Consider the following 14357-nt stretch of genomic DNA (forward strand, 5'->3'; position numbering starts at 1 on the left):
AGGTTCGGAAGGCCCGGGGCGGCGGGCCCGCTGTGACCGGGCACGAGGACGGCCCCCGGTGGCGCAGGGATGCGTCACCGGGGGCCGTCCGTTCGGGGTTCACGCCGCCGGCCGTACCGGCGCCCCGGAGATCAACCCCGTTCGAAGTCGGAGGGCCGGTGGTCGTCGGCGCCGCGGACGTGACCGACCCCCTTCGCCGGCACCGGCTCGGGGGTCTTCGCCGAGGTCTCGTCACCGATGGTGGAGGTGATCCAGTCCGCGTGCGCCACGGGGTCAGTGAAGACCATCGGCCCCACGCAGAGCGGACTCTCATCGAAGTCGCCGTCACGGCTGACCACGCCGACCAGCTCCCGATCGCCCTCCTCACCACGGATCAGAGGACCGCCGGAGTCGGTGATGCAGGCCTGGGCCTCGTCGGTCGGGTGCTCCGAACACAGATCGCTCTCGGGATCCATCTCCGCGCACCGTTCCGGGTCGACGACCTCGGTGTCCAACTGCTGGAGCATGTCCGGCTTGTCCTTCTCACCGAACTCGTCGACCATCCCCCAACCGAGGACGCGCACCGCCGAGTCGGGGACGGACGACACCTCACCGAGGTCGATCGGGGTCTGCTCGACCGGGGAGTCCAGCCTCACCAGCGCGAGATCGTTCCACAGCAGATACTCCGAGAGCTCGTAGTCGGGATCGTCGCTCACGTCCTCCACCTCGTAGTCGGGATGCTCGACCACCTCCACGACCTCGCGCTCGCTTCCCCCCTGGGTGTGGTCGGTGCTGCCCACACGCACGGTGATCTCCTCGGGGAAGGTGCAATGCCCCGCGGTGAGCACCCACTCCTCGTCGACCAGAGCGCCCCCGCACATGTGGGCGCCCTTGTCGTCGAACAGGGCCGCCATGAACTCGTACTCCTCGGTGGCGTCGACACCACCGATGATCGCGCTCGCCGGGGCGGCCGCCACGATCGCCCCCAAGAGGGCGCCCGCCCCCACCACCACCGCGAAGGCCGGTCCACGACTCCGGGACGACCCGGCCCTCTTCCCGCCGCCTTCGAACATGCGCTCCTCTTCCCTGGTGGAATGTTCCTTCTTTCTCCTACGCCTTCGAAACTAGGGATCGGAGCGGCACGGGACATCGGCCGCGAGGACCAGACGACCCTCGACCAATGGAACTCCCCCTGGGAAATTCGGGAGATCGAAAGAGGGGGTGGAGGACGTACTTATGGTGGATGCGCCCGACATCGTTCCAGGTGGGAAGGGGCGGTGGGGTCCGACCCCGTGGGGCGGGGAGAGCGACACAGGGGCGTGAAGCGCACCCGCAGGAAAAAGCGCATCAGCTCATTCCCACGACACCGCTTCTCCCCTCGTTGTCCGTGAAAGGGACCACGACCGCTCCGGGAACCACCGCACCGACGCCGAATTCGAGATTCACTCCACTCTCGACCTCCAGAGAAAGATCGACTTCCCGGTCCGCGCCGCGGAAGCGGGCGAACACGACACCCTCCGAGCCGCCCTCCGAGCTCTCGAGCACACGGACCATCCCGTCGGCCAAGGCCAACGGAGCGACCCGACCTTGCTCCGAGGGCTCGCTCACCCTGTAGAGCACCTCACCTGAACGATCCTCGACCCGGTACTCACCGATCCTCCAAACACCGAGCCGTTCTCCTCCCTCGAAGGAACCCACGACATTCGCGTCTTCGACCCACCCGTATTCCTCTGTGGTCGGGTCGACCCAATGACTCATGAGCGTCGGAGAGGCGTCCGCGGAAACGATTCCCCCGGAGTGATCGGTCAGGCTTCTATTTCTCGAGTGGTAGGGGCTGGTGACTTCGGGGGTCTCCAGCCGCCACAGCTCTCGGCCGTCCGCCGCGTTCCAGGCCACCACCTCGGAAGTGAAATCGGCATTGGAATCATGCAGCGCATCATCGTCCGGATCGTCTTCGTCGAACGCATAACACGTGACCGAGCCCAATAGCACCTCGTCCACCAGAGCGATCGGCCCTACGTCTCCGACACCTTCGCAGGCCCGGACCTCTGATGTCGCCCAGGCCCGACCTCCATCATCGAACCTGCGGGCAATGACCTCAGAGCCCTCACGGGAGAACCAGAGTTCATGATCAACGCTCACATCGGCCAATGACGGAGCGATCCACGCATGAAATCTTCCCCCATCCCCCACCTTCCTTTCCGTCACATCAAGGGCTTCCTCACGGAGGCTCTCTCCAGTGGCCACATCCAGCACATGCATCCGAAAATCCTGGGGGGCTCCGGGAACAGGCTCCTGGACCACCACATGCTCACCATTCGAGGTCACCGCTCCGATCACCCTCCCCTTCCCCTGGTGGTACTCCCACCTCACCTGTCCCGTGTCACCAGAAAGGACCGTCACGCCGGAACCGTCGAAGACCGCGACACCACCGACCACCGGCAGTACGTTCAATGACTCCGCATCGGTTTCCCATTCCCATGTCACTTCACCCACCGAAGCCGGAACGCCCAGATCATATATAGGCGGTGGGATCGAATCCCCGAATCCCACGAACGAACATCCGGATACAAGCAGGACGGGAGCAATCAGGCATATTCCGAACTTCAAAGCGGTCCCAACAAAAATATCCAGGCACCTCGGTGAGGATGCGATCGAACCTGACATCGGCCTTCCCCGGGCTCCGTTCTCAACCCTCCTACAGCGCCGAGGAAGAAAAAGAGCATACAGGAAAATCCCCACCCATAACACAGCGCTCCAGACTCAGAGCAACACCCATTTCAAAGGGAGAATCTTCTCGGGGTCCACCGGACGCATACGCCTCCTGCTCCACCCCTGTTCAGAAGCCTCCGTCCGGGACCGCGCCTCAGAGACCTGAACCCGCCGATCTCCACTGGGTCGATCAGGTCATGTGAAATCCAATTCGAGAAAGAGATCAATAGAGAAACCCTTAGACGCCGAGGGCGATGGCGAGTAGAGAGAACATAAGGGCTCCCCTCGCGACCCGAGGACCCGAAGAGGTCCGCGCGCATCGACCCTTGTACCGGCCGATCGAACGGACGGGGAACTCCTCGACCCTCCGAGCACGTGGAACGGGTCTTCACCATCGGGCTCACGTCCGGACCACGGCCACTCGGACCTCCACGGTGGAAGGCCCGAGCCGCCGGCGCCCCAAGACGTCTGTACGGCCTCTTGGGGCACTCGGGTTCCCGAGACGCCGATCCGTCACCTGAATCGGTCGGATCGACCGGCGTCCGGAACCCGCCGCCGGGTGTCCTCAAGCCACTCCGGCGGGGACCACGCGCGTACCGGCGTACGTACACGGCCCGGTGGCCTCGACGGGTGGCGCTCTCCGGGTCACGAACACCCTACTATTGAAAACGGTTATCATTTTCTGACAAGCTCCACCACGAGGAGGGACCCCATGGCTCGCAACGACGTTCGCCCCATCATCAAACTCCGCTCCACTGCGGGCACCGGCACCACCTACGTGACCCGGAAGAACCGTCGCAACACCCCTGATCGCCTGGTCCTGCGCAAGTACGACCCCAAGATCCGCCGCCACGTCGAGTTCCGCGAGGAACGCTGAGCGAACGCGCCCACACCCCACGGAGAACACCATGCAGAAGAACATCCACCCCAGGTACGAGCACGTCGTCTTCCGTGACAAGGCGGCCGACTTCGCTTTCCTCACCCGCTCCACCCGAAGCAGTGACAAGACCATCGAGTGGGAGGACGGCCGCACCTACCCGGTGATCGACGTCGAGATCTCCAGCGCGAGCCACCCCTTCTACACGGGCACCTCCCGTGTGGTGGACACCGCCGGCCGGGTGGAGCGCTTCCAGCGCCGATACCGACGCGGATGACCGCGGCGCCCGACCCCGCCGACACCGGAGAAGGCGTCCACGAGACCACCCCGAATCGAAAGGAATCACCGGCATGGCAGTACCCAAACGCAAGATGTCCCGATCCAACACGCGTACGCGCCGTTCCCAGTGGAAGGCCGCGACACCGGAACTGATCACCGTCCACATCCGAGGTCGTGAGTACCGCGTCCCCCGCAACCTCGTGCGCGCCTACCGGCGTGGTCTTCTCCCCCTGCCGGACTAGGCACCGTTCTTCGGGCCTTCCTCCCGTACCGTCACCCGTCCCCTCAACGGTCGCGCGGACGCCGGTGAGAGGAACGATCCACGCGGCACCGCCCGAATCATCAGCGGGTGAGGGGTCCTGGTCGGTGTTCGACCGACACCGACCAGGACCGCGGCCGACCGGCGGCGTCCGCGGAGTTCCGATCGGGCCACCGACGATCGGTTCGGTACGAACTCCTCTGGTTCTCGCTCCGAAGATTCAGCAGGCCTCGGCCTGCATGCTCCTTCTCCGGAAGACCCGGGGAGACCTCAGGAAAAAACATCTGAAATGCCGAAGAGAAGGGTATCCTCCTTTTCCCGACACGAACGAACACGACGCTCCGGAATTTCCGGTCACCTCTTCGAAGAACCGACCAGGGACCGTAGGGTACTGCCATGCTCATCAAGAGACTACAGGCCGTGGCACTTTTTCTCGGCCCGGTCACCTTCGCCGCCTCCCCGTTCTTCTGGAACGATGGACACTACGGAGTGACCGGAGGAATGCTGATCGCACTGTCCATGGTGCCCTGGGTCTACGGTTTTCTCGGGGAATACGATCGACTTCGTGTTCATATCCCCAATATTTCGGGAATCTGGCTGATCGTTCTTCTCGCAGGAATGTTCGGAACCATCTCCTTCGGCCTCCAGGGATTCTTCGAGGAGGCCTTGGGGGTGGTGAATCGAATAGCATTGTCCAGCTTCTCCGAATACCCCCCTCAGAGCCTCCTCGTGCTCTGGCTTCCCGGGCCGATCTTCCCTCTCGCCCTGTTCGTTTTCGGTCTGATGATCGGATGGACCCGGACCTCGCCCCGCTGGGCGGCCGTCTTCATCTGCGTCGCGGCCATCGCCTTCCCCGCGGGCAGGGTCCTACGCGTGGATTGGGTCGCCTACCTCGCCGACCTGCTTCTGGTCCTGCCGTTCTCCTACCTCGCCTGGCAGGCCTGGCGTAGCGCGGGAACCCGCTCCGAGAACCTCTAGGTCACGGGGTGCGGCGGCGGAGGGTGAGGGAGGCGAGAAGGACGGCGCCCACGGTGAAGGCGGCGACGATCAGCAGGGGGCGGTACACCTCCCAGGCCTCGTCGCCGGCGGCGACGGCGTTGACCGCGTCGATGGCGTGGCTCAGGGGCAGCCAGTCCGAGATCGCGTAGAGCACGTCGGGCATCCGGTCGCGGGGCATGAAGAGGCCGCCGAGGATGATCTGCGGGAACACCAGCACCGGCATGAACTGCACCGCCTGGAACTCGGTGCGCGCGAACGCGCTGGCCAGCAGCCCGAGCGCGGTGCCCAGCAGGGCGTCGACGACCGCGACCACGCCCAGCTGCCAGAGCGGGCCCTGGACGTCGAGGCCGCACACGTATACGGCGAAGAGCACGGTGACGAAGGCCTGGACGACGGCGGCGAGACCGAAGGCGAACGCGTAGCCGAAGATCAGGTCGAATCTACCGATCGGGGTGGACAGCAGGCGTTCGAGGGTTCCGGAGCGGCGTTCGCGCAGGGTGGTGACGCTGGTGATCAGGAACATCACCACGAACGGGAAGAGGGCGAGGATCGCCGGGCCGATGCCGTCGAACACGTCGGTGTCGGTGAAGAGCCAGGCGAAGAGGCCGACGAGCAGGCTCGGCGCAACGAGCAGCAGGACGATCGACCTGGGGTCGTGGCCGAGTTGGCGCAGGACGCGGCCGCTGGTGGCGAAGGTGCGGGTGACGTTCATCCGGCCTTCCTCTCGATCAGGGTCAGGAAGGCGCGGTCGGGGTCGGCGGCGCCGGTCTCGGAGAGCAGCCGCGCGGGTGTGGTGTCGGCGATGACGCGGCCGTCGCGCATCAGGAGCAGCCGGTCGCAGCGCAGGGCCTCGTCCATGACGTGGCTGGAGACGATGAGGGTCGCCCCTTCGGCGACCAGGGTGTGGAAGACCTCCCACAGTTCCTCGCGCAGCAGGGGGTCGAGGCCGACGGTGGGTTCGTCGAGGACGATGAGTTCGGGGCGGCCGAGGATGGCGACGGCGAGCGAGACCCGGCTGGCCTGGCCCCCGCTGAGCGTGTCGACCCGGCGCCCGGCCTGGTCGCGCAGGTTCACCTGGTCGAGGACGCGTTCGATGTCGTGTCGGGAGGCGCCGATCAGGCGGGCGAAGTAGCGCAGGTTCTGTTCGACGGTGAGGTCGGTGTAGACCGACGCGGCCTGGGTGTCGTAGGCGACACGGCGGCGCAGTGTCGCGCTTCCGGCCTCCCGGTCGAGCACGGTGACGGTGCCCGAACGGATCCGTTGGGCCCCGACGATGGCGCGCATCAGGGTGGTCTTACCGCAGCCGGAGGGCCCCATCAGGCCGGTGATCCCGCCTCGGGCGATCTCCAGGTCGATACCGTCGAAGACCGTGGTGCCGCCGCGTCGTACCCGCAGGTCGCGGACGGTGACGGCGGGTGTGGGCGGATCTTGGGCGTGGTGGGCACCTTGGTTCATGGCGCAGCATCATCGGTGGCGGATCCGGCCCGGTCAAGGCGCCACTCGCGGGGTTCACGGTTCGCTTACCGGTCGCGCGGACGACGGCGGGCCCCGCGATCGGACTTCGATCGCGGGGCCCGTTCTCCGGGAGGATCGAGGAGACTAGTCCTCGTCCTCCTCGTGGTGGTCGAGGTTGCTGGTGCCGCGGCGCCAGTAGCCGTCGACCTCGCAGGTCTCGTTGCGCACGAAGCCGCGTTCCTTGAGCAGGCGGCGGATGGGCTTGAGGGTGCCGGCCTCCCCCGCCGCGTACACGAAGCCGTCGCCTTCGGGAAGCTCCAGGGAACGGAAGGCCTCCAACAGCAGGTCGGTGGAGCCGGGCTCGGCCCCGTTCCGGTGCAGCCAGGTGATCCGGGCGTTCTTCGGGGCCTTGAGCTCCTGTTCCTCGGCGGCGTCGGCGACCTCGAAGAACGCGTGGACCTCGGCGTCCTCGGGAAGCTCCTCGATGTAGCGGGCGGCGGCCGGCAGGGCGGTCTCGTCGACCAGGAGCACGTGGTGGTCGAACTCGCCGGTGATCCAGGCGGTGCCGCGCGGGCCGAGCACCCCGAGCCGCTGTCCGGGCTCGGCGTCGATCGCCCAGCGGCCGGCGGGCCCGTGGTCGTGGGCGACGAAGTCGATGCTCAACCGCCCGGCCTCGGTGTCCAGGGCGCGGACGGTGTAGTCGCGAAAGACCACGCCCTCGGCGCGGAAGTTGAGGCAGCGGTCGTCCTCGACGATGGGCAGGACGTGGTCGCCGTCCTCGTTGGGGAACCAGAGCTTGACGTGGTCGGCGAAGTGGTCGCTGCGCAGGCCTTCGAGGTCGGGGCCCTCCAGGTGGACGCGGATCATCCTCGGGGTGACGCGCTCGACCTCGGCGACCTCCAGGACCCGTCGCTTGAGCGGGTACATCTCGAGGAGGCGTTCGTGGGTCACTTCTTCTCCTTGTCGGTTCGGGTCGTACGGTTCGCGCCGGCGACGGTCGGGCCGTCGGACGCGAGGGTCTCGGGGTCCCGGAGGACCCGTGCGGTGCGCAGGCCGGCGAAGGCGACGGCCAGGGCACCGACGCTCACGATGGTGAGGGCGCCGCCGGCCATGAGGGCTCCGGCCGCGCCGATGAGGGGGGCCAGACCGCCGAGGGTGAGGGCGCCGGCCGAGCCGCCCACGGTGGACTGGGCGGTCCACACCGCGTTGACGCGGCCGCGGAGCCGGTCGGGGGTGTGCGACTGGAGGAGGGCGTAGCGCAGGATCTCCTCCACGACCTGACCGAAGCCGAGGAAGGCCAGGAACACGAAGGCGAACGGTGCCCAGGTGCTCGCGCCCAGTCCGAGGACGGCCAGGCCGCACAGGGCGACGGCGGTGAGCAGGAGCGCTCCGGTCCGGTGGGCGCGTCCGGCCCAGCCGCTGGTGAGCGAGCCGAGGAGCGCGCCGACGGCGGGGGCGGTGTAGAGCAGTCCGACCAGGCCGGGGCCGCCGCCGAGGACCTTGTCGGTGAACTCGTTGATGAGCACCTGGGGCGCGGCGAAGAGCATCTGGACCAGGCCCAGCAGCAGGAGCGGTCCGACGACGCGGTGGCCGACGGCGAAGCGTCCGCCTTCGCGCAGGGCGGTGGCGATCGACTGCCGTCGGCCGTCCTCGGGGGCGTCGAGTCGGGGCAGACGCCACACCAGGAGGGTGGTGAACAGGGAGAGCAGGGCGGTGATGACGAAGTTGGTGCCCATCCCCCACAGTGCGATGATGCCGCCGCCCAGGGCGGGGGCCAGTACGGAGCCGAGTTCGCCGTTGAGGGCGAGCAGGGCGCCGGCGGCGGGGAGTTTGTCGCGGGGGACGAAGCCGGGGGCGGCGGCCTGGAGGGCGACGGCGCTGAAGGAGCCGAAGAAGCCGTTGAAGGCGGCGGCCGCGTAGATCACCCACAGCCAGGGTTCGCCGGGGGTGAGGGTGTTGACGGCCAGCGCTCCGAAACCGATGACGGCGGAGGCGCGGCCGATGACGATGAGGCGGCGGCGGTCACCCCGGTCGGCGAGCATGCCGGCGACGATGGTGCCGGTGAGGACGCTGACGGCGGAGGTGGTGTGCACGGTCGCCACGGCGAGGGAGGACCCGGTGAGCTGGTAGACCTGCATCGGCAGCGCCACGGCGGCGAAGCCCAGCCCGAAGATGGACACGAGTCGGGCGACGAAGACGATCCTGAACTCGCGGCTCGTGCGCAGGGGGCCGATGTCGACCATCAGCGTGGAGAGTTTCACGGGGTCCTTCACGAAGACTGGTACGGGCGCGTGGGTGTCGGGCCCGGGGGCACGGTCGGTGGAGCCGCACGAGGGGCTCCACCGAGCCGTTCCGGTGGGGTCAGGCGAGGGACTCGCGCAGGCCGCGCGGGCGCAGGTCGGTCCAGTGGGTGTTGACGTAGTCCAGGGCCTCGTCCCGGGAGGAGGGCCCGTGGACGGGGGTCCAGCCGTCGGGGACGTGGGCGAAGACGGGCCAGAGCGAGTGCTGCTCCTCCTCGTTGACCAGGACGAGGAAGGTGCCCTCGGCGTCGTCGAAGGGGTTGGTCATGGTGACTCCTTCCGTCGGGTGCGGGTCCTACAGGTCCTGGAGGACTTCCTCCAGCTGGTCCAGGACGTCGTTGGCCTGGCCCCAGGTGCGCGAGAAGCTGTAGCGCAGGGGGTGGACGCGGTCGTTCTCCGCGGCGGGCAGGCTCGCCCAGAGGTTCTGGTCGAGGAGGTCGGCGGTGAAGGCGTCCGGTTCGAGGGAGACGTCGGTCTCGTAGAGGACGACGTCGGCGTCGTCGAGTTTGTCGATGTTCTCGTACGACTGGAAGGTGGCGAAGTCGCCGCCGGCCTCCTCGATGACGGAGGTGGTCTCGGCGCCGAGTTCGTCGAGGATGTAGGCGCCCCAGGCGTTGGTGTTGACGACGGCGAACTGGTCGTCGACGCCGAAGACCACGGCGAAGGTGTGGTCCTGGAGCTGTTCGGCGTAGGTGTCGCGGAGCTCGGTGACGCGTTCCTCGTAGCGTTCGCGTTCGGCCTCGGCGCGTTCGGCGTCGCCGACGACCTCGGCGAGGTCGAGACTCATGTCGCGCAGTTCGGGCCCGGCGCCGTCGAAGTCGAACAGGACGGTGGGCGCGATCCGCGACAGGTTCTCGAAGTGCTCCTCGTAGTCGTCGTGGCTGACCTCGCGGACGCCGCCGATGATGAGGTCGGGTTCGGCGGCGGCGACGGCCTCGATGTTGATCTCCAGGCTGGACTCCTGGACCACGTCGGCCCCTTGGAGGATCTCCAGTTCCTCGGGGGTGTAGAGGCCGGGGTTGGGGTCGATGACGCCGACGGGGTCGATGCCGGCCTCGACGAGGATCTCGTTGCCGAATTCGAGGGCGACGATCCTCTGGGGGTCGGTGGGGATCTCGACGGGTCCGTAGTCGGTCTCGACGGTGGTGGTCTCGGTGGAGGCGTCGGCGGCGTCGGAGGGGTCGTCGGCGCCGCAGGAGGTGAGGGCGAGGGTCAGGGCCAGGGCGCCGGCGGCCATGCCGGTGCTTCGGGGGCGGGTGGTCGACACTGTCACGGGTTCGCTTTCGGGGTCGTCGGGGAGGGGTGCGTGGGGTGGGGGTGGGCCGCCCGGGGCAGGGGGCGGTGTGGGACGGGGGAGGCCGATGGCCCGCCGAATCCCCCCGACTTCCATTAGGTAAGCCTAACCTTAACACCTGAAGGTCGGTGGGGCGCCCCCGTCCCGAGGAGAGGGTCAGCCGTGCTCTCCTCGCAGCGCGCGGTCCAGGACCGGACCGATGACGGCCAGCGCCGCGGGGCCGGTGAGGTCGTCGTGGTGGTGGTCGACCGGGGTGTCGATCACCCGCCCGTCGACGTACTCCTTCCACAGCTCGGCGGTGATCCCCGAGCCCGGGTCCCGTCGCGCGACGGCGGAGAAGAAGTGCAGGTCACCGCGGAAGACGCGGTAGTCGGCCCGGTACATGACCTCGTTGGTGTACACGCGGGCGCGCACCACGCGTTCGATGGTCTCGGCGTCGAAGTCCGACCACACCCCGTCGCCGTCGCGCAGGAACTCCACGACGTCCGCGCGCCGGTAGGGCGGTGTGAGCCACGAGGGGAGGTCGCGTCGGGCGCCGGAGAGCAGGAAGTCGAGCGCCTCCTGTTCGGCCTCGTCGTCGGTCATGGCCCCGCCCGCCCGGCGGACCGGTTCGGAGTCGGTGGGGTAGGTGTCGAGCATCCCCAGGAAGTCGACCCGCTCCCCCTCGGACTGGAGGAGGGTGGCCAGGCCGTGCGCGATCTGACCGCCGAAGGACCAGCCCACCAGGTGGTAGGGGCCGCTCGGCTGGACGGTGCGGATCAGCCGCGCGTACCGCTCCACCAGCGCGTCCATGGTGGGCGGAAGATCGTCCTCGCGCAGGCCCGGGAACTGCACGCCGACCAGGGGGCGTTCCCTGTCGACGTAGGGGGCCAGTCCCGCGTAGGACCAGCTCAGTCCGGCCGCCGGGTGGAGGCAGAACAGGGGCCGGCGGCGTCCGCCCTCGCGCAGGCGCAGGATCGGCGCGAGTAGGTCCTCACGACGCGGGGACTCCAGGTAGTCGCGCAGGCGGGCCACCGTGGGCGCCGCGATGAGGTCGCCCGCGCGCAGCCGCTGCCCGGTGCGCTTGCGGACCCTCCCCACCAGGCGCATCGCCAGGAGGGAGTGGCCGCCCAGGTCGAAGAAGTCGTCGTCGAGGGTGACGGGGTTGTCCGCCCCCTCCGGCAGGCCGAGGACGGCGGCGAAGTCGTCGGCCAGGGCGCGGTCGACGTCGTCCCGGGGCGGACGTCCCGCCGCCCCCTGGTGGGCGGGCGCGGGCAGGGCGGCGTGGTCGAGTTTGCCGTTGACGGTCAGGGGCAGCCGGTCCAGGGTGACCAGGACGGCGGGGACCATGGCGTCGGGCAGGGAGTCGCGCAGCTCCCGGCGCAGGGCGTCGGTGTCGATCCCCTTCCCGGTTCCGGGGACCAGGTAGCCGATCAGCCGCTTGAGGCCGGGGGTGTCCTCCCGCACGGTCACGGCCGCCTGAACGACGTCGGGGTGCTCCTCCAAGGCGGAGACGACCTCGCCGGGTTCGATGCGCACCCCGCGGATCTTCACCTGGTCGTCGATCCGGCCCAGGTAGTCGATGAGCCCGTCCTCGTCCCACCGCACCAGGTCGCCGGTGCGGTACATCCGGGCACCGGGCGCTCCGTAGGGGTCGGCGACGAACCGCTCGGCGGTCAGGTCGGGGCGCGCGGTGTAGCCGCGGGCCAGGCCGACCCCGGTCACGTACAGCTCTCCGGGGACGCCCGGGGCGACCGGCCGCAGAGAGGTGTCGAGGACACGCACGTCGGTGTTGGCGATGGGGCGTCCCACCGTGGGGGTCGCGCTGTCGCCGGTGCCGCCGCCGAGGGTGTTGATCGTGTACTCGGTGGGCCCGTACAGGTTGTATCCGAGCACGCCGTCGGTGTCGCGGAGCCGATCCCAGACGGTGGGGGTGACCGCCTCGCCGCCCAACAGGACGAGTGGCGGGCGGTGCCGTTCCTCCCGCCCGGTCGTGTCGCCGAGCAGACCGTCGTCGAGGAGCTGACCGCAGTAGGAGGGGGTCACGTTGACGACGTCGATGTCGTGCTCGGCGCAGTAGGAGACCAGGGCGGCGGAGTCGCGACGCAGTTCCTCGTCCATCAGGTGCACCTCGTGGCCGTCGATCAGCCACAGGAGCTCCTCCCACGACATGTCGAAGGAGAACGAGACGGTGTGCGCGACCCGCATGACGCGGCCGCCCTGTTCGGCCACCACCGGGTCGAAGATCTCGGCGCGGTGGTTGACCAGCATGTTCACCAGCCCCTGGTAGGGGGTCTCCACCCCCTTGGGGCGGCCGGTGGAGCCGGAGGTGAAGATGACGTAGGCCAGGTGGTCGGGCCGGTGCTCGACGGGCGGGCGGGGCACCGTGAGATCCACCCACCTCAGATCCGCGCGGGTGGCCGGGTCGTCCAGGTACAACCGTCGGCCGTCGCCCTCGGCCTCGTCGGGCAGGTGTTCGGCGGCGCGGGCGGTGGTGACGGTGACCAGGGGCGCGGAGTCGGCGATCATGTGGCCGAGCCGCGCGGCCGGGTGCTCCAGGTCCAGGGGGACGTAGGCGGCGCCGAGCTTGAGGACGGCGAACAGCGTCACCACCCAGTCGGCGGAGCGGTGCAGGGCGATCGCGACCCGCGCCTCGGGCCCCACGCCCAGGTCGGCGAGCAGGCGGGCCAGGCGTTCGGCACGCTCGTCCAGTTCCGCGAAGGTGAGGCGCTCCTCCCTGGTCACCAGGGCGACGCGTTCGGGTGCGCGGGCCGCGGAGGCCTCGAAGAGCGCGGCCGGGGTGGTGTCGGGCAGGGCGAGCCGTCGCCCCTCGCCCAGGGCGAGGCAGGCCTCTCGGGTCCGGACGTCGAGCGGGTCGAGGGCGGAGACCGGGGCGTCGGGGCGGTCGGCGATCCCTTCGAGCAGCCGCGTCACCCGGTCGTACAGTTCGCGGGCGGTCTCGGCGGAGACCACGTCGGTGCGGTGGGCGAGGCTGAGCCGGAGCTCGTCGCCGGGCTGGACGACGAAGGTCAGCGGATAGTGGGTGGCGTCGTTGCCGGTGACCGACTCCAGTCCGGTGCGTTCGCGCACGTCCCGGTAGCGTTCGTCGTCGCGCGGGATGTTGCGCTGGACGTAGAGGGTGTCGAAGAGACGCCGGCCGCCGACGGCGCCCTGGATGTCGGCCAGCCCCACGTGGTGGTGGGCCAGCAGGTCGGCCTGTTCCCCCTGGATCCGGACCAACAGGTCGCGGACGGTCTCGGCGGGTCGGACCCGGACCCGGACCGGCACGGTGTTGAAGAAGACGCCGACGATGGAGTCGACCCCGTCGATCTCGGGCGGGCGTCCCGAGACGGTGCTGCCGAAGACGATGTCGTCGCCGCCGGTGTGGGAGCGCAGGGCCAGCCCCCAGGCCGTGAGGAAGAGGGTGTTGGGGGTGACGCCGAGTTCCCGGGCCAGAGTGGTGAGCCGGTCGGCCAGGGCGGGATCGACGATCCCGTCGACGGTGCGCGGCATGATCGTGGTGTCGCCGCCCTCCCCCGCCGAGATCAGGGTGCCCTCGTCCACTCCGTCGAGGGCGGAGCGCCAGGCCTCCACCGAGCTCCGGCGGTCCTGACGGGAGAGCCACACCAGGTAGTCGCGGTAGGGGCGGGGTTCGGGCAGACCGCCGTCGTCCCCGCCGCGCAGGTACAGGTCCATCAGCTCGGCGTTGTAGAGCTCGCCCGACCAGCCGTCCATGACGATGTGGTGGAAGGTCAGCAGGAGGACGTCCCGCCCCTCGGGCAGGTGGACCAGCACGTGCCGGATCAGAGGCGGGCGTGCCAGGTCGAAGCGGCGTTCGCGCTGGGCGACCCGTAGGTGGTCCAGACGGCGGCGCGCCTCGACCACGGGCAGGTCGGACAGATCGGTCTCGTTCCAGGCCGCCGGAACCCGCTCGGGGACGAACTGGACCGGACGTTCGACCCCCTCGTGCATGAACCCGGCGCGCAGGGCCGGGTGGCGTCGCAGGAGGGCGTCGGCGGCGGCCCGCAGGGCGGTGGCGTCGACACGGCGGGTGAACTCGAAGACGTTCTGGACGGTGTAGACGTCCAGGTCCACCTCGTCCTTGACGGAGTGGAACAGCAGCCCCTCCTGGAGGGTGGCCAGCGGGAGCACGTCCTGGATCCGCCCCGGACCCTCGGCGCCGGTGTTCATGGGGTTCTCCTCGGTCGATGACGGTGGTGGGTG

Annotated in this window: 13 protein-coding genes; 4 read left to right on the forward strand and 9 right to left on the reverse strand. The window is 69.0% G+C overall.

Features of this window, described 5'->3' with window-relative positions; all coding sequences use genetic code 11:
* Positions 1 to 131: 131 nt before the first annotated feature.
* Entirely contained in the window at positions 132 to 1052 is a 921-nt protein-coding gene (locus U9J66_RS04395) for a S1 family peptidase (RefSeq protein ID WP_326337109.1), read from the reverse strand.
* Between the two features lie 274 nt (positions 1053 to 1326).
* On the reverse strand, positions 1327 to 2646 hold the full coding sequence (locus U9J66_RS04400) for an outer membrane protein assembly factor BamB family protein (protein ID WP_326337110.1): 1320 nt from the start codon (positions 2644 to 2646) through the stop codon (positions 1327 to 1329).
* 757 nt (positions 2647 to 3403) lie between these two features.
* Between U9J66_RS04400 and rpmG the strand changes: the two genes are divergently transcribed.
* From rpmG to U9J66_RS04420, 4 genes are all read left to right on the forward strand, one after another.
* Positions 3404 to 3568, forward strand: coding sequence for a 50S ribosomal protein L33 (rpmG, locus tag U9J66_RS04405; protein ID WP_014908751.1), 165 nt, complete (start codon positions 3404 to 3406; stop codon positions 3566 to 3568).
* Positions 3569 to 3599: 31 nt separating this feature from the next.
* On the forward strand, positions 3600 to 3845 hold the full coding sequence (locus tag U9J66_RS04410) for a type B 50S ribosomal protein L31 (RefSeq protein ID WP_014908653.1): 246 nt from the start codon (positions 3600 to 3602) through the stop codon (positions 3843 to 3845).
* Between the two features lie 73 nt (positions 3846 to 3918).
* Positions 3919 to 4089, forward strand: a complete 171-nt coding sequence (gene rpmF / locus U9J66_RS04415) for a 50S ribosomal protein L32 (RefSeq protein ID WP_161111789.1) — start codon at positions 3919 to 3921, stop codon at positions 4087 to 4089.
* 413 nt (positions 4090 to 4502) lie between these two features.
* Positions 4503 to 5084, forward strand: coding sequence for a hypothetical protein (locus U9J66_RS04420; protein WP_326337111.1), 582 nt, complete (start codon positions 4503 to 4505; stop codon positions 5082 to 5084).
* A 1-nt stretch (position 5085) separates the two neighbouring features.
* Here the strand turns inward: U9J66_RS04420 and U9J66_RS04425 are convergent, their stop codons facing one another.
* From U9J66_RS04425 to U9J66_RS04455, 7 genes are all read right to left on the reverse strand, one after another.
* Positions 5086 to 5817, reverse strand: coding sequence for an ABC transporter permease (locus tag U9J66_RS04425; RefSeq protein WP_017536022.1), 732 nt, complete (start codon positions 5815 to 5817; stop codon positions 5086 to 5088).
* Positions 5814 to 6560: an ABC transporter ATP-binding protein gene (locus U9J66_RS04430; protein ID WP_326337112.1), complete on the reverse strand. Its 747-nt coding sequence runs from the start codon at positions 6558 to 6560 to the stop codon at positions 5814 to 5816. The genes U9J66_RS04425 and U9J66_RS04430 overlap by 4 nt, the downstream gene beginning before the upstream one ends.
* Positions 6561 to 6704: 144 nt before the next feature.
* Positions 6705 to 7511, reverse strand: a complete 807-nt coding sequence (locus U9J66_RS04435) for a siderophore-interacting protein (protein WP_161111786.1) — start codon at positions 7509 to 7511, stop codon at positions 6705 to 6707.
* Entirely contained in the window at positions 7508 to 8821 is a 1314-nt protein-coding gene (gene entS / locus U9J66_RS04440; RefSeq protein ID WP_326337113.1) for an enterobactin transporter EntS, read from the reverse strand. The genes U9J66_RS04435 and entS overlap by 4 nt, the downstream gene beginning before the upstream one ends.
* A 100-nt stretch (positions 8822 to 8921) precedes the next feature.
* Entirely contained in the window at positions 8922 to 9128 is a 207-nt protein-coding gene (locus U9J66_RS04445; RefSeq protein WP_014911161.1) for an MbtH family protein, read from the reverse strand.
* Between the two features lie 27 nt (positions 9129 to 9155).
* Positions 9156 to 10133, reverse strand: coding sequence for an ABC transporter substrate-binding protein (locus U9J66_RS04450; RefSeq protein WP_326337114.1), 978 nt, complete (start codon positions 10131 to 10133; stop codon positions 9156 to 9158).
* A 177-nt stretch (positions 10134 to 10310) separates the two neighbouring features.
* Positions 10311 to 14324 (reverse strand): amino acid adenylation domain-containing protein, encoded by a 4014-nt coding sequence (locus U9J66_RS04455; RefSeq protein ID WP_237450013.1) that lies wholly within the window; start codon positions 14322 to 14324, stop codon positions 10311 to 10313.
* Between the last annotated feature and the right edge of the window lie 33 nt (positions 14325 to 14357).

It is taken from the genome of Nocardiopsis sp. LDBS1602 (assembly GCF_035818715.1).
Classification (GTDB): Bacteria; Actinomycetota; Actinomycetes; order Streptosporangiales; family Streptosporangiaceae; genus Nocardiopsis; species Nocardiopsis alba.